Raw genomic sequence first — 18576 nt, forward strand, 5'->3', positions numbered from 1 at the left:
GGCCAAGACCGCTCCTACGACAGGTATGTGTCTGTAGGAGCGGCCTTGGCCGCGAGCGTTGGATCAGCGCAAGGTTCCTGAACCTCACCCCGATCATCAACAAACGCCACCGCCGGCGAGCCATCGGCATTCAGCTGGTAGATCGCGCTCGGCTGGCCGTTGTCGTTGAACCACACCTGACCGAGCCCCGACCCATTCCACAGGCGCTCGCCGGCCTTGCTGCGCGAAGGAATGCGCGGCGTGACCTGCATGCTCCGACGTTTGGTCAGCCAGTTGAGCGGTGACCAGGGCGCGTAGAGCCAACGGTTGAGGCGGTCAAACCAGTCGAGCAGGCGCGGCGGAAATTCGTTTTTCAGGCCGCTGCTGGTGATCTGCCACAGCTGCGGGCCGCGTTTGCGCTGGCGGATCAGCACCTCGTAGACGAACGAGTAATGCACGTCGCCGGAGAGAATCACGTAATTACCTGGCGTACGCGAGTGGCGGAAGATGTTCAGCATCACCTGTGCCGCACCGCGGTGGGCCATCCAGTTTTCCGCATCGACCATCAGTGGATGGCCGGCCCAGCTGAAAATCTTCTGGATGGCCTCGATCAGCTTGACGCCGAACATCGGCGCCGGGGACACGATGATCGCCGATGGCTGATCCAGCAGCGCCTGCTGAAACTCGCACAGCGCTTCCCAATCCAGCAGACCGGACGGCCGCTTGAGGTTGCGCTCACTGCGCCAGCGCCGGGTGCGGGTATCCAAAACAACCAGCGCCGGGCTGCTCGGCAGGACGAATTGCCACTGGTGAAAGCTCAGCAAGGTGTCGATCAGCGCATCCTGCGGCTGACTGTCCATGTGGTTGGCAGCATCGCGGCCCTCGGTCATCGCGCGGATCATCTGCAGCGGCTCAGTAAACACATCCGGGTTATTGCCCCAGCCCTGGCACAGCAAGTAGGCGATCAACGCATTGCCAATGATGCGTTTGGAGAACGGGTGGCCGTAGGCGGTTTCTTCCCACTGTGCGGAGAGGTTCCAGTCATCGGTGATGTCGTGGTCATCGAAGATCATCAGCGTCGGCAGGTGAGCGAGGGCACGGGCGACCTGAGCCAGACCACCACGAAAGGTTTCGATGCGCTCACGCTCGGCCTGGTAGCGCGGCACTTCCTCGGCGCTGAGTGCCGGCATTTCCGCATCCAGCAAGGTCCATGGCGTCGGCGACCAGACCAGCAGGTACATGGCCAGCACTTCGGCGCAGGTCACCAGGTGATTGTCGGCGCTGCTGGTGGTGAACACCGGCTTTTCCACGCCGCCGAAGAAGCGCTCACGCAGGGTTTCATTGCTCTTCAGCGCCGGCAGCAACTCGGCGCGCTGGTAGTAGCTGGCCGGGTGCTGGTACAGCGCCGTGCTGTCATCGACCACCGCACCTTGCAGGTGCTCGCCGAACAGGCCAAGACGTTCTATCACCTGATGAATCGCCCGCAGCAGCGGCCCGCTGACATCATCGGCGTAGATCTGATCGCCACTCATCAGCAGCAACGCCGGGCGCTGCTCGGCGGGGTGCGCTTCAGCCAGCAGACGGTCGGCGCAGAGCAGTCCATCGGCCGCAGGATGATGCGGCTTGCGGCAGGAACCGTGAAGAAGATGATCCAGCTGCGCACGCAGGACGAAATTGGCCTGGGTCGCGCCGTCGTACAGCAAGTGCGGCGCCCAGTCGGCGATACCCAGCGCGGCCTGATTGGGCTGTTCGATCAGCAGGTCGTAGTCGATCTGCACATCGCAGGGCAGCGGCGCTTCCAACTTGAGGTCAATCAGGTGGATAAATGCCTGCTCACCGATCTGAACAACCTGACAGCTGTCACCTTGCAGTGGGTAGTGCTGCGAGTCTGCAGCTTCACCATACGTCAGCTGCAGGTTCAGCGTCAGTGGCTGACTACCGACCAGCCACAGCACCAGACGCTGCGGTTCCATGCGGCGCAGCAGCGGGCCGGCCAGCACCAGGGGCAGGTCGGCAGGGGCAACAGCGGGGATGGTCGGCATCAGGGCATCGGGCTCTATGGAAATACGGTTGGTAATAGAGCGTCATTCTGCGCCAGAGGTTCAGTCTCTGCAGGCTGTGCCTACTGCGCCGCCTGACGCAAGCGCGGCAGATCGAGGAGTTCGATCTCGCCATAGGTCAGGCGCAGGATGCCCTGGGCTTCCAGCTCCTTGAGAATCTGGTTGGTGGTCTGCCGGGAGATCGCCAGCATCAGCGCCAGCTGCTCCTGGGGCAGATGCAGGACCCGGCGCGGCTCGCCTTCACCGTAGTTCTCGGCGATCAGCAGCAGGCGCCGGGCCAGGCGTGGGGCGGCGGGCAGCAGGCTCATTTCTTCCAGGGCGATAAACGCCAAGCGCAGCTTGTGGCTCATCAGCAGGGCGAAATCACGCCAGTACTGCGGTTGCTGTGCAAGCAGCGCCAACAGCGGCGCCTGCGGCACCAGCAGCAGGGTGGAGGGGCCTTCGGCAAAAGCATCGTGGGTACGCGGCTGGCCGTCGAACAGGGAAATTTCGCCAAACCAGTAGGGCGGCTCCACCAGGGTCAGCAGCGCTTCCTTGCCGGTGGCACTGACCGCGCCAATGCGCATGCCGCCCTCGACCACCGCATACAGCCCGCAGGGTTTGTCACCCCGACGAAACAGCACCTGCCCGGCCGCCAGTTGCTGCACCTGAGCGGCGGCCAGCAACGCCTCCTGCAGGGCAACGGGCAGGGCACTGAACCAGTGGCCCTGACGCAAACGTGCCTGATAGCTGTGGCTGCTGCTCATCGACGGCTCCAAGCGGTTTGTCGGCTAGCTGACAGAGCGCTGCATGGGCGTGGGTTCATGCTGGCCACCTGTCTTGCATGAGGAAAATAATAATGAAAACCCTGGTTGATCATCTGGCTCAATACGCGGCGTATCACCGCGACCAACGCAATATTCTCAGCCACTTTATCGGTATTCCACTGATCGTTGTGGCGGTAGCCGTGCTGCTGTCACGTCCTGGCTTCGAACTGCTCGGCCTGTGGCTGTCCCCCGCGCTGCTGGTGGCCGTGGCGGCGGGCGTGTTTTACCTGCGCCTGGACCTGCGTTTCGGCCTGCTGATGGCGCTGCTGCTGGTGCTCAGCCTGTGGGCGGCGGCAAGCCTGGCCGTGCAATCAACGGCGCTGTGGCTAAGCAGCGGCATCGGCCTGTTCGTGATCGGCTGGATCATCCAGTTTGTCGGCCATTACTACGAGGGGCGCAAACCGGCGTTTGTCGACGACGTCATGGGCCTGGTGATCGGCCCCCTGTTCGTCGCCGCCGAAGCAGCTTTCCTGCTGGGCCTGCGCAAAGAGGTTGAACACGCCATCGTCGAACGCGCCGGCCCGACCTGTATTCGTGAGAAGAAAGCCACTGCTTGATCGCTGCGGGCCGCCATTGATTGGCGGCCTTGTACCGACTTCGTTCTTAGGAGCGAGTCCTAGTACATCGCCATCCATTGCGTAGTCAGTGACCGCGTATGGCGATACACGGTGATCGGTGCAAACGGTCGGCCCGAAGCACTCTGCAGCGCGCTGCTCTGGCTGTTGAGGTCAACCAGCGCGGCCTTGAGGTAATCCCAGCGGGTTTTCAACTTGCCCACCTGCGGATCGGCCTTGCCATCCAGCGCAGCCAGTTGCGCATCAACCGACGGCACGATCTTGCGTTCGTCCTGGCCGAGGTAGGTGTCGGGCTGCTCGCGAGCGGTTTCGAAGTTGCCGAAGTAGGCGCGGCTGAGGTACTGCACCGAGAGGTATTCGAGCTTGGCGGACAGTTCGCTGTCAGCCGGGCCGGCCAGCTTGCGGGTTTCCTCGAGCACGCCGAGCAGGGCTTTGCTGAGGTCCTCGGGGTAGCGCCAGGGCATGTCATCTTCGCTCGGGCCGAAGGCCACGCCACGACGAATCTGTACCACCAGTTCCTGATGAGCGCTGCGTAGAGCATCGCTGCTTTGCGGCAGGCTTTGCACCGAGGCGGCCAGGGCCTGCAGATCAGTTTCCAGGGCGTCCTGATGTTTCTTTTGGAAACCCTCACCGCGTAACAGCATCAGGCTGCTGGTAACCCGGCTGGCCTGCACCTGAACCTGTTCCTGGGGGGTAACGGCCTGGGCAAAAGTCAGCGGCGAGAGGCCGGCCAACAACCCGATAACCGCGAGCAATAGCGAGCGAGTCAGCGTTGTAGAACGCATACGTTGGGTGCTCCTTATTATTTTTGTGAGCAGTGCTGAACCAGATTCAGCTTATACAATCGCGCGCCAGAGGGTACTGCACTGAATACTGGAAAAAAGCAGCCTAAAGAGTGATTTCGTCGGAAAGATGCGTCGATCCGGCCAAGTCACGCAGGTACTGCGCGCTGAAGGCATCGGCCGGAAAGAAGGTTTCCAACGCCAGTTCCGCCAGAGTGATGTCGTTGGCAGTGCCAAACACCGTGGTGGTGCCGATCAGGCTGATCACGCCCTGCTCGCTGGCAAACTGCAACGGCATCAGCACCGTGTCGCTGTAGAGCTGCGCGGGCGCCGCCGGCCCTGGATAGGCATTCAATTCATCCCATAGCACCTGCAGCTGAGCATCACCGCTGGCTTGGATATCGCGCTGCAAACGCGCCAGCAGATAGGCGCGCCACGGTCCCAGGTTAACGATGCGTGGCGCCAGCCCCCCAGGATGCAGACTCAGGCGCATGACATTGATTGGCGGTACCAGCAGCTCGGGTGCAATGCCCTGCAAAAAGGGCGCGAGGGCATTGTTGGCGGCCAGCAGGTTCCAGTGGCGGTCGATAGTCAGTGCCGGGTAGGGCTCGTGGGCCTTGAGCAGCAGTTCGATGGCGCTGCGCGCGGCCGCCATGGCTGGCTCGGAAAGCTCGCGCTGAGTGAACAGCGGTGCATAGCCAGCAGCACTCAGCAGACGATTGCGTTCGCGCAGGGGAATATCCAGCTGCTCGGCGAGCAACAGCAGCATCTCGCGGCTGGGCTGGGCGCGCCCGGTTTCGACGAAACTCAGGTGGCGGGTGGAGATATCGGCCTCGCAGGCGAGGTCGAGCTGGCTAAGACGACGGTGCTGACGCCACTGGCGCAGCAGGGCCCCGACGGGCTGGATTTGGCTGTTCATGGGCATCGACGATAGACCAGCAAGGTCATTGCGGCCATTACCTGCGAGGTAATCGACGCGGCGCGCGGATCGGCGAAATCTAAGGGCAAGCCGCCATTTCGGCGGTCCTTTGTGGAGACTTCGCCATGACCACCTTGCAACCTTCGCTGTTACTGCGCCGCGCCCTGCTCGCCGATGGGCTGGTTGGCGTAATCACCACCGCGCAACTCCTGCTGCTGGCGGACTGGCTCAGCCGCCTGTTGGCCATGCCGGGTGCATTCCTCTTCGGCGTCGGCGTGGTGCTGATTCCGCTGGTGGCCTTTCTGCTCTGGCTGTCCCGCCGTGAAAGCATGGCGCGGGCAGCGGTCTACACGGTGATCGGCCTGAATGCGCTGTGGGTGGTGCTCAGCCTGCTGGTGCTGCTCAGCGGCTGGTTCACGCCAAACCTGCTCGGCTACGCCTTTGTGATCGGCCAGGCCGTTGTGGTGCTGGTGTTTATCGAGTTGGAGTGGCTGGGCCTGAAGCGCTCGCAGGTCATCCCCGGCGCGTTTGCCCAGGCATCAATGCGTGCTCAGTAACGACACCGACTTGACCTGCGCCCACAGCGATTGCCCGCGCTGGATCTGCAGGCGGTCGAAGGAGTAACGGGTGATGCGGGCGATCAGTTGCTCGCCACCCACCTGTACGCGCACCAGCACATGGGCCTGCTCGGCGACGTTGATCCAGTCGACCACTCGCGCTGGCAGCAGGTTGAGCACGCTGCTGTCCTCGGCTTGTTGCAGGCTCAGGCTGACATCGCGGGCCTTGACCTTGATCCGCACCGACTGGCCTAGCGGCAGCGGCCCGTGGGGCAAGCGCAGGTTGATTTGGCTGTCCGGCAATTGCAGGTAGAGCAGCCCGTAAGCCTGGTCATGCGCGGTGACCACGCCGTCGACCACGGCTTCGGCATCGTCCTCGAAGACAAACGGCAGGTCGGCGCGCAGCAGGGTTTCCTTGAGCGGGCCGCTGGCGCCGACCTTACCGTCCTCCAGCAACACCAGGTGATCGGCCAGACGCGCCACCTCATCCGGCGAGTGGCTGACGTAGACAATTGGAATTTCCAGCTCCTGATGCAGGCGCTCCAGGCAGGGCAGCACTTCCTGTTTGCGTTTGAGGTCGAGGGAGGCCAGCGGCTCGTCCAGCAGCAGCAGACGCGGGCTGGTCAGCAGGGCGCGCGCAATGCCGACGCGCTGCTGCTCGCCACCCGACAGCTTGTCCGGCAGGCGCTCCAGCAGATGCTCAATGCCCAGCAGCTCGACGGCCTGCTCCAGGGCAATCCGCCGCTGCGCAGCGGGGATGCGCGTCAAGCCGTACTGCAGGTTGCGCCGCACGGTGAGGTGGGCAAACAGGTTGGCATCCTGAAACACGTAGCCCACAGCACGTTGATGCGCCGGGACAAAGAGGCCCTGTGCGCTGTCCTGCCACAGCTCGCCGTTGACCTGCAGGTAGCCTTCGCTCGGCTGATCCAGCCCGGCAAAACAACGCAGACAGCTGGTCTTGCCCGAGCCGGAATGGCCAAACAGCGCACTGACGCCGCGACCGGGCAGGTTCAACTCAACATCCAGGGTAAAACCTGGGTGTTCAACCTTGAAGCGCGCGTCGATTTCATCCGGCGCGGAGACCGTATGAGTGGCCGCAGGGCGGCGCGAAAAAGGCCAGATCATTGCCACACCCGCTTGCTGCTTCTTCCAGAGTAGAGCGCCAGCAGCACGATAAAGGAGAACAGCACCATGCCGCCCGCCAGCCAATGGGCCTGGGCGTACTCCATGGTTTCCACATGGTTGTAGATCTGCACCGACGCCACCTGGGTCTTGCCGGGGATATTACCGCCGATCATCAGCACCACGCCGAACTCGCCCACGGTATGGGCGAAACCGAGAATAGAAGCCGTGATAAAGCCCGGCTTGGCCAGCGGCAGCACCACTGTAAAGAACGCATCCCAAGGCCCGGCGCGCAGGGTGGCCGCCGCCTCCAGCGGAGCCCGGCCAATCGCCTCGAAGGCGTTCTGCAGCGGTTGCACGACAAAGGGCAGGGAGTAGAACACCGAGCCGATCACCAGTCCGGTAAAGGTAAATGTCAGGGTGCCGAGACCGAGGCTCTGGGTCAGTTGGCCGATAAAACCGTGCGGGCCCATGCTCACCAGCAGGTAGAAGCCGATTACCGTCGGCGGCAGCACCAGCGGCAGGGCGACGATGGCACCAATCGGCTGCTTCCAGCGCGAATCAGTGCGCGCCAGCCACCAGGCAATCGGCGTACCGATCAGTAGCAGCAACAGGGTGGTCAGCGATGCCAGCTCCAGGGTCAGCAGGACCGCGGCGAAATCGGCTTTAGTCAGTGGCATCGCAAGCGCCTTTTAAAGTTGGTAGCCGTAGGACTTGATGATCTTGGCCGCCTTCTCACCTTTCAGGTACTCGGTCAGGGCTGCCGCGGCGGGATTATGTTCGCCTTTCTTGAGGATCAGCGCATCCTGCTCGATCGGCGTGTGCATCTGCGCCGGCACCATCCAGGCCGAGCCACTGCTGAGCTGGCCATCCTTGTACACCTGTGACAGCGCAACAAAGCCCAATTCGGCATTGCCGGTGGCAATGAATTGATGCGCCTGGGTGATGTTCTGCCCTTCGACCAGCTTGTCTTTAACCGCAGCACTCAGGCCGAGCTTTTCCAGCACTTCGGTGGCCGCTAAGCCGTAGGGTGCGGCTTTCGGGTTAGCGATCGCCAAGTGTTTGTACTGGTTGGCCTTGAGCACCGCGTCGCTACCATCCAGATAACCCGGTTTGGCCGACCACAGCACCAGGCTGCCGATTGCGTAGGTAAAGCGCGAACCGCTAACGCCCAGACCTTCGCTGTCGAGCCTGGCCGGGGTGCTTTCATCGGCACTTAAAAACACCTCGAACGGCGCGCCATTTTGAATCTGCGCATACAGCTGGCCAGTGGCGCCGAAGGAGGCGAGTACGCTGTGCCCCGTATCCTTTTCAAACTCGCTGGCAATCGCCTGCAGCGGCGCGGTGAAGTTGGCGGCCACCGCCACCCGAACCTGTTCGGCCAGGGCGTGACTGCTGATAGCAAAAACGGCGAATAACGCCGCAATACGCGCGTGCATGGATACCTCCTGGGTGTGCGGCCAAGGGCCAACGGCTGTTCTGTCGACGCTGATTCGCCTGACTACTCTACCTTCGCTATATTTCACGAGATATAGCGATTTGCGTACCAAGGCACTCGGTAGAGCAACAAAAACAGGGCTGCCGAGATCATCGACAACCCAGTTGCGCAAGCATCAGCGCTGCGGGCTGAGGTGCATAAAGCCAATTACTGACTCAATAGTCAAGTAACGCTCTATTCCGCTCGCATGCCGAGACTGACTGGCGTCAGCCCCGCTCGCCCATCGCCTTAGCTCAGGCCGATCTCCACCCGGTCACCCTGCAAGCGTACCGGCCAGGTGCGCAGTTGCTGCTCCGGGTATTCCAGGCAGCTGCCGTCTTCCAGGCGGTAGTGCTGTTTGTACAGCGGCGCCGCAATCACCAGGTCGCCAGCCAGGCTGCCGATGATGCCGCGGCCGATGACGTTGGCGCCGGACTTGGGGTCGCGGTTATCCACGGCATACAGCTGCTTGTCGCTGGCCTCATTGGGTAGATAGAACAGCGCCACCTGAGCGCCGTCGACCCAGGCGACCACACCGGAGTTGGCCACCAGATCGGCACGGCTGCACAGGGCGCGCCATTGCACGCTGGTGTGTTCGATTGTTGCTGCTGCGCTCGACTGGCCCATCAGACCACCTCCTCAGCTGGAATACGTTGCAGTTCGGCGGCGCTGATCGGGCGGCGCTGGCCGCGTTCCTCGACAAACTGGATATCCGGGTCGCCGCCCTTCTGGTTGATGAAGGTGCGGAAGCGCTTGAGCTTCTCCGGGTCCTTCAGGGCGTTGGCCCATTCGCACTCGTAGCGGTCGATCACCAGCTGCATCTGCGCTTCCAGTTCGGCGGCGAGATTGAGGCTGTCGTCGATGATCACTTGCTTGAGGTAATCCAGGCCGCCTTCCAGCGACTCGCGCCACACAGAGGTGCGTTGCAGACGGTCGGCGGTGCGTACGTAGAACATCAGGAAACGGTCGATGTAGCGGATCAGGGTTTCATCATCCAGATCGGTGGCGAACAGCTCGGCGTGGCGTGGACGCATGCCGCCGTTACCAGCGACATAGAGGTTCCAGCCATTCTCGGTGGCGATCACGCCAACGTCCTTGCTCTGCGCCTCGGCGCATTCGCGGGTGCAACCGCTGACCGCGAACTTGATCTTGTGCGGCGAGCGCAGGCCCTTGTAGCGGTCCTCCAGCAGCAGCGCCATGGCCACGCTGTCCTGCACGCCGTAGCGGCACCAGGTGCTGCCCACGCAGGATTTTACCGTGCGCAGCGACTTGCCGTAGGCGTGGCCGGTCTCGAAGCCGGCGGCGATCAGTTCGGCCCAGATATCCGGCAGTTCGTGCAGCTGGGCGCCGAACAGGTCGATGCGCTGGCCGCCGGTGATCTTGGTGTAGAGATCGTACTTCTTCGCCACCGCGCCGATGGCCAGCAGGCCGTCCGGGGTGATCTCGCCGCCAGGAATACGCGGCACCACCGAGTAGGTGCCGTTCTTCTGCATGTTGGCCATAAAGGTGTCGTTGGTGTCCTGCAACGGCACCAGCGCCGGGTCGGTGATCGAGCGGTTCCAGCAAGAGGCGAGGATCGAACCCACCGCCGGCTTGCAGATATCGCAGCCGACATGGCCGCGACCGTGCTTGGCCAGCAGCGCCCCGAAGCTCTCGATGCCTTCGACGCGGACGATGCTGTACAGCTCCTGGCGGGTATAGGCGAAGTGCTCGCAGAGGCTCTTGTCCACCACCACGCCGCGGGCGGTCAGCTCGTGCTCGAACACCTGCTTGAGCAGTGCCGAGCAGCCGCCACAGCCGGTGGCGGCGCGGGTAGCAGACTTGAGGCCCGCGAGGTCGCCGCAGCCGCCGTCGATGGCGGCGCAGATCGCGCCCTTGCTGACGTTGTGGCAGGAGCAGATGGTGGCGGTGTCCGGCAGCGCATCGGCGCCCAGCGCCGGGACGCCTTCGCCTTGCGGCAGGATCAGGCAGGACGGGTCGGCCGGAAGCGCAATGCCGTTCTGCACGTACTGCAGCAGGGTGTCGTAGTAGCTGTTGTCTCCCACCAGCACGGCGCCGAGGGCCTGCTTGCCGTCGGCCGATACGACCAAGCGGCGGTAGCTAGCGGTGGCTTCGTCGATAAAGCGGTAGCTGCGCGAGCCGGCAGTAGCGCCGTGGGCATCGCCGATGGAGCCGACGTCGACGCCGAGCAGCTTGAGCTTGGTCGACATGTCCGCACCCATGAACGGCTCGCTGTCTTCGCCGCACAGCTGGGTGGCAACGCTGCGGGCCATCTGGTAGCCCGGAGCGACCAGGCCGAAGATGCCGCCGTTCCACGCCGCGCACTCGCCGATGGCGTAGATCGCCGGGTCGCTGGTGCGGCACTGGCTGTCGATGGCCACGCCGCCGCGCGGGCCGAGTTCCAGGCCGCACTGCTTGGCAATGGCGTCCTGCGGGCGGATGCCGGCGGAGAACACGATCAGGTCAGTCTCAAGGAATTCGTCACCGGCAAAGTTCATCCGGTAGCGGTATTCGCTGCCCGGGGTGATCGACTGGGTGCCGCGCGACAGGTGCACGCTAACGCCCAGGGCCTCGATCTGGGCTTTGAGCGCCAGGCCGCCGTGGTCATCCAGCTGCACCGGCATCAGGCGCGGGGCGAATTCCACCACATGGGCTTCCAGGCCCAGGGACTTCAAGGCGTTGGCCGCTTCCAGACCGAGCAGGCCACCGCCAACCACCACGCCACGGCCCGCGCTCTTGGCGGCGGCCTGAATGGTGTCGAGGTCGGCCAGGGTACGGTAGACCAAGCGCGAATCGCCTTCGGCGCCTTCAATCGGCGGCACGAAAGGGTAGGAGCCGCTGGCCAGCACCAACTGGTCATAGGGGAAGCTGCCTTCGGCGGTGATCACTTCGCGGCGTTCGCGGTCGATCTCCAGTACCGGCACGCCCAGGTGTAGGGTCACGCCTGGCGTCTGGTACAGTTCGGCACCGCTGAGGGCCAGGGATTCGGCATCGAGGCCAGTGAAATACTCGGAGAGATGCACGCGGTCATAGGCGCGCAGCGGCTCTTCACTGAACACATGCACGCAGTACTGCGCCAGCGCGCCACGCTCGATCAGTTGCTCGACGCAATGATGGCCGACCATGCCGTTGCCGATGATGATCAGCCGCTGCTGGTCTGTGGAGGTATCTGTGCTGTTCATGGCATTTCCCGGCCGAAGCTCATCAGGTTTTTCTGCGGCAATAAAAAAGGCGCCTGAAACCTTACGGTTTCAGGCGCCTTTGCCTGTTCTGTGCGGTGCCTGCGAGTGGCACCTGATACCCATTGCCTGTGCAGGCTGGCGATCGCCATTGATCGAATGGGCGGCCCGAATGTGGCGGGCTCGCTGGGACTCATGCAGCGCCTGTGCCAGTTTCCCCGCAGCAGCCTGCGGCCCGCATTGCAGCGGGCTGCAGGCGCAATTGCAGGCTCACCTGCCCGGCGCGATAAAGACCCAAAAAGAGGCGAGCAGTGCACCCTGCGCCCCATTATGAGTCGCTTAAAGCCGGCCCATCAGCCCCGCACACACCTCGCCAGCCCTTGCCGTGCGGGCGTTCAAGCCGCCCTGGCGAACCCTGGCGCGTGCCTTGCTATAGACCCACCCAGGTAATCAACGCTGATTGCCCATCCACGACAAAGACGCCGTGCCACTCCCGTTTCGACGGAGGGTTGCATGGCGTTTTGCGTTTCAGGTGCAGGAGAGGGGTGTGGCGAACAAAACGGTTCGGAGTGTCTGTCCATATTGCGGCGTTGGCTGCGGCATCGTCATGCACGTGGAAAACGGCAAGATCGCCAAGGTCAGCGGCGACCAACAGCATCCGAGCAACTTCGGCCGCCTGTGCACCAAGGGCAGCACCTGCGCCCAGCCACTGAACGAATCCGGCCGCATGCAGCACGCCTACCTACGCAGCGAACGCAGCCGGGACCCTGGGCAAGTCACCATGGATGCCGCAATCAGCGCCGCCGCAGCCCGCCTGCGCGCGATCCTCGACGAGCACGGCCCGGACGCCATCGCCCTGTATGTCTCCGGGCAAATGTCGCTGGAGGCGCAGTACCTGGCCAACAAACTGGTCAAAGGTTACCTGGGCAGCAACCAGATCGAATCCAACTCGCGCCTGTGCATGGCCAGCGCCGGCAGTGGCTACAAATTGTCGCTGGGCGCCGACGGCCCACCCGGCTCGTACCAGGATTTCGACCGCGCCGATGTGTTCTTCGTCATCGGCGCAAATATGGCCGACTGTCATCCAATCCTGTTTCTGCGCCTGATGGCACGGGTAAAAGCCGGCGCCAAGCTGATCGTCGTCGACCCCCGGCGCAATGCTACGGCGGACAAGGCCGACCTGTTTCTGCAGATCAAACCCGGCAGCGACCTGCTGCTACTCAACGGCCTGCTGCACCTGCTGCACAAGAACGGCCACACCGATCCGGCCTTTATTAGCGAATTCACCGAAGGCTGGGAGGTCATGCCGGACTTCCTCGAACGCTACACCCCCGACTACGTCGCCGCCCACACCGGGCTCAGCGAAGCAGCGATCCGCCAAGCCGCACGCTGGATCGGCGAAGCCGGCGAGTGGATGAGCTGCTGGACCATGGGCCTCAACCAGAGCACCCACGGCACCTGGAACACCAACGCCCTATGCAACCTGCACCTGGCCACCGGCAAGATCTGCCGCGCTGGCAGCGGGCCGTTTTCCCTCACTGGCCAACCCAACGCCATGGGCGGCCGCGAGATGGGCTATATGGGCCCCGGCCTACCGGGCCAGCGCAGCGTGCTGGTGGACGACGACCGCGCCTTTGTCGAGCAGATCTGGGGCGTGCCGGCCGGCACCCTGCACACCCGCCTGGGCGGCGGCAGCGTGACGCTGTTCGAAGATCTGGCAGCCGGCAAGGTCAAAGCCTGCTGGATCATCTGTACCAATCCGGTGGCGAGCATGGCCAACCGTAGCAAGGTGATCGAAGGGCTGAAGGCCGCCGAACTGGTGATCGCCCAGGACGCTTTTCTCGACACCGAAACCAATCGCTATGCCGACATCCTCCTGCCCGGCGCACTGTGGGCCGAAGCCGAGGGGGTGATGATCAACTCCGAGCGCAACCTGACCCTGATGCCGCAAGCCGTCGAGCCGCCCGGCGAGGCCATGGCCGACTGGCAGATCATCGCCGAGGTGGCCTGCGCCATGGGCTTTGCCGACGGGTTCAGCTACAGCTCGGCCGAGCAGGTGTTCGAGGAAATCAAACGCTTCCACAACCGCAAAACCGGCTATGACCTGCGCGGCGCCAGCTACCCGCGCCTGCGCCAAACGCCGCTGCAATGGCCCTGCGCCAGTGAGGAGGGCGACGGGCGCATGCCGCTGCGCTACATCAACGACGGCATCAGCCAGCATCTGCACATTCGCGAAGACGGCAGCACGCCGCGCCTGGCCTTTGCCACGCCCAGCGGCAAGGCGCAGTTTTTCCCGCGCCCGCATCTGGACCCGGCGGAAATGCCCGATGACGACTTCCCATTCGTACTCAATACCGGGCGCCTGCAGCACCAGTGGCACACCCTGACCAAGACCGGCAAGGTCGCCACGCTGAACAAGCTCAACCCCGGCCCCTTTATCGAAGTGCACCCGCAGGACGCCGCCGCACTCGGCGTGCGCGACCGCGATCAGCTGGAAGTCCGCTCACGGCGTGGCCATGCCGTGCTGCCGGTGCAGATCAGCGACCGCGTGCTACCCGGCGGCTGCTTTGCGCCGCTCCATTGGAACGATGTGTACGGCGATAACCTGGCGATCAACGCGGTGACCAGCGACGCCATCGACCCCCTCTCGCAGCAGCCGGAATTCAAGTTCTGCGCCGTCAGCCTGCGGCGTATCGAGCTGATCGCCCATCAACGTCTCGATACGTCCGCCGTCAAGGCAGTCGCCAGCACTCGCCTATCTCACCAGCCCGAGGAACTCGCGATGTCGAGCATCGAAACCTTTGCGGCCCTGGTCGGCATCAATTGCAGCGCGCCGCCGCCGCTCAGTGACAGCGAGCGCATCTATATGGCCGGCTATATCAGCGGCTTGCGCAGCAACCCCAGCGGCGGTGTACCCAGCCTGCCAAGCCAGGCGCCCCTGGCCGAGCCGACCCGCCTGTGGCTCGACGGCATGCTCGCCGGAATATTCAGCCGCGTCGCACCCGCGGCGCTGGCAGCCAGCCCTGCGGTAACCCTGCTGTGGGCCTCGCAAACCGGCAATGCCGAGGCACTGGCCGAACGCCTTGCCGCGCATCTGAATGAAGCCGGGGTTGTCGTGGCACTCAGCTGCATGGCTGATTACCCACCGCAACAACTGGCCAGCGCCGGCTCGGTGTTGCTGCTCAGCAGTACCTTCGGCGACGGTGATGCGCCGGACAACGGCCAGGCCTTCTGGAATTCCCTGCAGACCAGCGACCTGCGCCTGGAAAATCTGCGTTATGCGGTACTGGCACTTGGCGACCCCAACTACGAGCAGTTCTGCCAGCACGGCAAAAACCTCGACCGCCGCCTGGCCGAACTCGGCGCCACGCCGCTAAGGCCCTGCCTGGATTGCGACAGCGATTTCGATGACGCGGCCGCAGCCTGGCTCAGCGAGCTGCTGCCCTTGTTGCACCCGACCGCAACAGCAGATCCTGCAAATAGCACAGCTGCAATGGAGCCCGTCAGTACGCAGCTGGTGAGCAAGACCCAGCCGCTACCCGCGCGCCTGGCGCTGAACCTGCGCCTGAACGCAGCAGGTGCAAGCAAGGACACCCGCCAGTTCGCCTTCGCTCTGGGCGACTCCGGCCTGGCCTACGAAGCGGGCGACGCCCTCGGCATCTGGCCGCGCAACTGCCCGGAGTTGGTCGAGGAAGTGCTCGAACTGGCACACCTGGACGGCGAACAACGGGTCAACGTGGCCAAGGTCGGCGACCTATCGCTGCGCGAGGCGCTGACCAGTCATTTCGAAATTGCCCGACCGAGCAATGAGGCCCTCGCCCTGGTTGCCGAACGCAGCGCCAGCAGCGAGCTGCGCAGCCTGCTTGGCGAGCGCAAGGCAGAGCTGAAAGACTGGCTGTGGGGCCGCCAACTGGCCGACGTGCTGCAGGCCTATCCGGCCGAACACACGGCTGGCGAACTACTGGGCAGCCTCAAACGGCTGCAGCCGCGCCTGTATTCGATCTCCTCAAGCCCCAAGGCGCATGCCGGCGAAGTGCACCTGACCGTGTCCGCCGTGCGCTACGGCAAACGCAAGGGCGTGGCCTCGACCTTTCTCGCCGACCGTGCGGATAACGCCGAGGTGCCGCTGTTTGTGCAGAGCAATAAATACTTCCGCGTGCCGCACGATGGCGACGTGCCCATGATCATGATCGGTCCCGGCACCGGCGTGGCGCCGTTCCGTGGCTTCCTCCATGAACGCCGCGCGCGCGGCGATACCGGCAAGAATTGGCTGTTCTTCGGCGAACAGCATGCGGCCAGCGACTTCTACTACCGCGACGAACTAACGGCGATGCAGCACGACGGCCTGTTGACCAACCTCAGCCTGGCCTTCTCTCGCGATCAGACGCAGAAGATCTACGTGCAGGATCGCATTCGCGAGCAGGGCGGCGAGCTGTGGCGATGGCTGGAGGAGGGTGCGCAGCTGTATGTCTGCGGCGACGCCAACCGCATGGCCAAGGATGTCGAGCAGGCGCTACAGGATGTGGCGCGCGAGCACGGTGGTTTGAGCGAGGAAAAAGCCGCCGAACATATTCGCCGTCTGGCCGAACAGAAGCGTTATCTGCGCGACGTTTACTGAAGGCTCAAAACTTGCGCCAGACACTGGCCAGCCAGGGCTGCTGCTCACGCGGCAAGCCCGCCGGGCGGTAGTAATGCTGCAGTTCGCTGAAGCCAGCGGCGGTGAGCAGCACGCGCCAGTTGGCCAGGTCGTGATAGGCGCCGTAGCGCTCGCCATTCCAGCCTTCCTGGTTGTCTCCACGGGGGTTGGAGCTGAACAGCACGCCACCCAGTTTGAGGGTGGCATGCAGCTGCTGCAGCACCCGTGGCAGTTCCTGGCGGGGAATATGAAACAGCGAGGCATTGGCGAACACGCCGTCGAAGCGCTCAGGCGGCAGATCAAGGGCAAGAAAGTCCTGCTGCCAGGCCTCGCAGCCACTGTCGGCGCGGGCCATTTCGACAAAGCGCGAGCAACCGTCCAAACCGACGGCGGTGTGACCCATGGCGCTAAAGGTGCGCAGATCGCGGCCCGGGCCGCAGCCGAAATCGAGAATCTGGTAAGGCGTAGTGGCCTGAATATGCGCGAGCAGGGCGGCGATATTCTGGCTGACATCGTGGTCGCGGGTGCCCTCGCGAAAGTCTTCGGCGCAGTCCTGATAATGGCGCAGGGTCAGCGCGCTGATCTGCGCCAGGTCATCCGCGCTCAACCCCACGGTTTCAGCCCTCGGCCAGCAGGCGGCGCAGTTCGGCCAACACCGGCGCGCTGGCCGGACGCACACCGCGCCACAGGGCAAAGGCTTCGGCGGCTTGCTCGACCAGCATGCCGAGGCCGTCCAAAGTGCGCGCCGCGCCGTGCTCGGAAGCCCAGCGGTTAAAGGCGGTCAGCTCCTTGCCGTACATCATGTCGTAGCACAGGGTATGCCCGGGCTGGATCAGGCTTGGGGCAATCGGCGGCAGCTCGCCGGCCAGGCTGGCCGAGGTGCCGTTGATGATCAGGTCCACCGGCGCATCAATCCAGTCATAACCGCTGGCCACCACAGGGCCCAAGTCGGCAAACTCACGGGCCAGTTGCTCGGCTTTCTCGACCGTGCGATTGGCAACCACCAGCGCCCCCGGTTGCTCGGCCAGTAGCGGTTCCAACACACCGCGCACCGCACCACCCGCGCCGAGCAGCAGAATGCGTTTGCCCTTGAGGGTTACCCCGGCATTCACCGTCAGATCACGCACCAGGCCGGCGCCGTCGGTGTTGTCACCGAGCAGGCTGCCGTCGGCGAGCTTCTTCAGGGTATTGACCGCGCCAGCACGTTGAGCACGGGCGCTGAGCTGATCGGCCAGAGCAAAAGCCTGCTCCTTAAACGGCACGGTGACATTCGCCCCCAACCCCTCGGCAAAGAATGCGCGAGCAAATCCGGGGAAGTCGTCCAACGGCGCAAGTAGGGCCTCATAGCTCAGCTGCTCGCCGGTCTGCTGGGCAAACAGGCGATGAATCAGCGGCGACTTGCTGTGGCCGATGGGGTTGCCGAATACGCCGTAGCGGTCCATGAAATATCCTTCCTGATTACAGAGTTCGTAGCCCGAATTTCATCCAGGCTACGCAATTACGCCTTAGCCGAGAGCCAATCGCGATCGGTTAGGAAGTATTCGGTCAGACGCGCCTCTTCGCTGCCCGGCTCTGGCTTCCAGTCGTAGCCCCAACGTACGTGCGGCGGCAGCGACATAAGGATCGATTCGGTGCGCCCACCCGACTGCAAGCCGAACAGGGTGCCACGGTCGAACACCAGGTTGAACTCGACATAGCGGCCCCGGCGGAAGGCCTGGAATTCACGCTCGCGCTCGCCATAAGGGGTCAGCTTGCGGCGCTGCACGATGGGCAGATAGGCCTCGATATAGGCATCACCGATGGCGCGCATAAAGGCGAAACTAGTGTCGAAGTCCCACTGATTCAGGTCATCGAAAAACAGCCCACCAATGCCGCGCGGCTCGCCGCGGTGCTTGAGGTGGAAGTAGCGATCACACCACTCCTTGAACTTCGGATAAACCTCGGCGCCGAACGGCGCGCAGGCCTCAAAGGCGACCTGGTGCCAGTGCCGGCAATCTTCTTCATTGCCGTAGTAGGGCGTCAGGTCGAAGCCGCCACCGAACCACCAGACCGGCTCTTCACCGGCTTTCTCGGCACTGAAGAAGCGCACGTTGGCGTGGGAGGTCGGCACATAAGGATTTTCCGGGTGGATAACCAGTGACACGCCAAGGGCCTCGAAACCACGCCCGGCCAGTTCCGGCCGATGCGCGCTGGCCGAGGGCGGCAGGCTGTCGCCAAATACATGGGAGAAGTTCACCCCACCCTTTTCGATCAGCGCGCCGTTCTCCATTACCCGTGTGCGCCCGCCGCCGCCGGCAGGACGCTGCCAGGCATCTTCGAAGAATTCGGCACCGCCATCTTCGGCTTGCAGAGCAGTGCAGATACGGTCTTGCAGATCCAGCAGGTAGGCTTTGACGGCCTCAGTACGGTCACTCACGGCGGCACCTTGAAAGCGGGTAAGGCCGTTCGGCAAGGGGATGACCGAGCGGCGAAATCGGCGGCAAG

At 63.7% G+C, this 18576-nt stretch carries 15 protein-coding genes; 3 read left to right on the forward strand and 12 right to left on the reverse strand.

What is annotated here, in order from left to right; translation table 11 throughout:
• Positions 1 to 14 precede the first annotated feature (14 nt).
• Both ACIGEK_RS03095 and ACIGEK_RS03100 read right to left on the reverse strand, forming a co-directional pair.
• The gene (locus ACIGEK_RS03095) at positions 15 to 2021 is read right to left on the reverse strand and encodes an alkaline phosphatase D family protein (protein ID WP_397491905.1); all 2007 of its coding nucleotides are present in this window, start codon (positions 2019 to 2021) and stop codon (positions 15 to 17) included.
• A gap of 80 nt (positions 2022 to 2101) precedes the next feature.
• Positions 2102 to 2785 (reverse strand): Crp/Fnr family transcriptional regulator, encoded by a 684-nt coding sequence (locus ACIGEK_RS03100; RefSeq protein ID WP_397491906.1) that lies wholly within the window; start codon positions 2783 to 2785, stop codon positions 2102 to 2104.
• A gap of 92 nt (positions 2786 to 2877) precedes the next feature.
• On the opposite strand from ACIGEK_RS03100, the gene ACIGEK_RS03105 reads away from it, so the two are divergent.
• Positions 2878 to 3402 carry a DUF962 domain-containing protein gene (locus ACIGEK_RS03105; RefSeq protein WP_397491907.1) on the forward strand — a complete coding sequence of 175 codons (525 nt, stop codon included), beginning with the start codon at positions 2878 to 2880 and terminating at the stop codon, positions 3400 to 3402.
• 59 nt (positions 3403 to 3461) lie between these two features.
• Here ACIGEK_RS03105 and ACIGEK_RS03110 read toward each other — a convergent pair whose 3' ends face one another.
• A complete protein-coding gene (locus tag ACIGEK_RS03110; protein ID WP_397491908.1) occupies positions 3462 to 4205 on the reverse strand; it encodes a hypothetical protein in 744 nt (247 codons plus the stop codon).
• A 103-nt stretch (positions 4206 to 4308) separates the two neighbouring features.
• A complete protein-coding gene (locus ACIGEK_RS03115) occupies positions 4309 to 5121 on the reverse strand; it encodes a helix-turn-helix domain-containing protein (RefSeq protein ID WP_397491909.1) in 813 nt (270 codons plus the stop codon).
• 125 nt (positions 5122 to 5246) lie between these two features.
• Between ACIGEK_RS03115 and ACIGEK_RS03120 the strand changes: the two genes are divergently transcribed.
• The gene (locus tag ACIGEK_RS03120; protein WP_397491910.1) at positions 5247 to 5678 is read left to right on the forward strand and encodes a hypothetical protein; all 432 of its coding nucleotides are present in this window, start codon (positions 5247 to 5249) and stop codon (positions 5676 to 5678) included.
• Here the strand turns inward: ACIGEK_RS03120 and modC are convergent.
• The 5 genes from modC to nirB form a co-directional block, all read right to left on the reverse strand.
• Complete coding sequence (modC, locus tag ACIGEK_RS03125) at positions 5661 to 6803, reverse strand: molybdenum ABC transporter ATP-binding protein (protein ID WP_397491911.1); 1143 nt, start codon at positions 6801 to 6803, stop codon at positions 5661 to 5663. The two genes, ACIGEK_RS03120 and modC, sit on opposite strands and share 18 nt — an antisense overlap.
• The gene (modB, locus tag ACIGEK_RS03130; protein WP_397491912.1) at positions 6800 to 7480 is read right to left on the reverse strand and encodes a molybdate ABC transporter permease subunit; all 681 of its coding nucleotides are present in this window, start codon (positions 7478 to 7480) and stop codon (positions 6800 to 6802) included. The genes modC and modB overlap by 4 nt, the downstream gene beginning before the upstream one ends.
• 12 nt (positions 7481 to 7492) lie before the next feature.
• Positions 7493 to 8239, reverse strand: coding sequence for a molybdate ABC transporter substrate-binding protein (modA, locus tag ACIGEK_RS03135; protein ID WP_397491913.1), 747 nt, complete (start codon positions 8237 to 8239; stop codon positions 7493 to 7495).
• 287 nt (positions 8240 to 8526) lie between these two features.
• Positions 8527 to 8904 carry a nitrite reductase small subunit NirD gene (nirD, locus tag ACIGEK_RS03140; RefSeq protein WP_397491914.1) on the reverse strand — a complete coding sequence of 126 codons (378 nt, stop codon included), beginning with the start codon at positions 8902 to 8904 and terminating at the stop codon, positions 8527 to 8529.
• A complete protein-coding gene (gene nirB / locus ACIGEK_RS03145) occupies positions 8904 to 11459 on the reverse strand; it encodes a nitrite reductase large subunit NirB (protein WP_397491915.1) in 2556 nt (851 codons plus the stop codon). Before nirB ends, nirD begins: the two co-directional genes overlap by 1 nt.
• A 544-nt stretch (positions 11460 to 12003) precedes the next feature.
• Here nirB and ACIGEK_RS03150 point away from each other — a divergent pair.
• Positions 12004 to 16074, forward strand: coding sequence for a molybdopterin-dependent oxidoreductase (locus tag ACIGEK_RS03150; RefSeq protein ID WP_397491916.1), 4071 nt, complete (start codon positions 12004 to 12006; stop codon positions 16072 to 16074).
• A 4-nt stretch (positions 16075 to 16078) separates the two neighbouring features.
• Here the strand turns inward: ACIGEK_RS03150 and ACIGEK_RS03155 are convergent, their stop codons facing one another.
• The 3 genes from ACIGEK_RS03155 to hemF are packed head-to-tail and all read right to left on the reverse strand — an operon-like array spanning position 16079 to position 18508.
• Positions 16079 to 16705 carry a class I SAM-dependent methyltransferase gene (locus ACIGEK_RS03155; RefSeq protein ID WP_397491917.1) on the reverse strand — a complete coding sequence of 209 codons (627 nt, stop codon included), beginning with the start codon at positions 16703 to 16705 and terminating at the stop codon, positions 16079 to 16081.
• Between the two features lie 4 nt (positions 16706 to 16709).
• Positions 16710 to 17534 carry a shikimate dehydrogenase gene (gene aroE, locus ACIGEK_RS03160; protein ID WP_397491918.1) on the reverse strand — a complete coding sequence of 275 codons (825 nt, stop codon included), beginning with the start codon at positions 17532 to 17534 and terminating at the stop codon, positions 16710 to 16712.
• Positions 17535 to 17590: 56 nt separating this feature from the next.
• Entirely contained in the window at positions 17591 to 18508 is a 918-nt protein-coding gene (gene hemF / locus ACIGEK_RS03165) for an oxygen-dependent coproporphyrinogen oxidase (protein WP_397491919.1), read from the reverse strand.
• Positions 18509 to 18576 lie beyond the last annotated feature (68 nt).

Origin of the sequence: Pseudomonas sp. NPDC079086 (assembly GCF_044542155.1) — a bacterium.
In the GTDB taxonomy this organism is placed as follows: domain Bacteria; phylum Pseudomonadota; class Gammaproteobacteria; order Pseudomonadales; family Pseudomonadaceae; genus Aquipseudomonas.

Coding starts and splice junctions, on each gene's coding strand:
- ACIGEK_RS03095 (WP_397491905.1), bottom strand. CDS start 2,021: ATGCCGACCATCCCCGCTGTTGCCCCTGCCGACCTGCCCCTGGTGCTG.
- ACIGEK_RS03100 (WP_397491906.1), bottom strand. CDS start 2,785: ATGAGCAGCAGCCACAGCTATCAGGCACGTTTGCGTCAGGGCCACTGG.
- nirB (WP_397491915.1), bottom strand. CDS start 11,459: ATGAACAGCACAGATACCTCCACAGACCAGCAGCGGCTGATCATCATC.
- ACIGEK_RS03120 (WP_397491910.1), top strand. CDS start 5,247: ATGACCACCTTGCAACCTTCGCTGTTACTGCGCCGCGCCCTGCTCGCC.
- modB (WP_397491912.1), bottom strand. CDS start 7,480: ATGCCACTGACTAAAGCCGATTTCGCCGCGGTCCTGCTGACCCTGGAG.
- aroE (WP_397491918.1), bottom strand. CDS start 17,534: ATGGACCGCTACGGCGTATTCGGCAACCCCATCGGCCACAGCAAGTCG.
- nirD (WP_397491914.1), bottom strand. CDS start 8,904: ATGGGCCAGTCGAGCGCAGCAGCAACAATCGAACACACCAGCGTGCAA.
- modA (WP_397491913.1), bottom strand. CDS start 8,239: ATGCACGCGCGTATTGCGGCGTTATTCGCCGTTTTTGCTATCAGCAGT.
- ACIGEK_RS03110 (WP_397491908.1), bottom strand. CDS start 4,205: ATGCGTTCTACAACGCTGACTCGCTCGCTATTGCTCGCGGTTATCGGG.
- ACIGEK_RS03115 (WP_397491909.1), bottom strand. CDS start 5,121: ATGAACAGCCAAATCCAGCCCGTCGGGGCCCTGCTGCGCCAGTGGCGT.
- ACIGEK_RS03105 (WP_397491907.1), top strand. CDS start 2,878: ATGAAAACCCTGGTTGATCATCTGGCTCAATACGCGGCGTATCACCGC.
- modC (WP_397491911.1), bottom strand. CDS start 6,803: ATGATCTGGCCTTTTTCGCGCCGCCCTGCGGCCACTCATACGGTCTCC.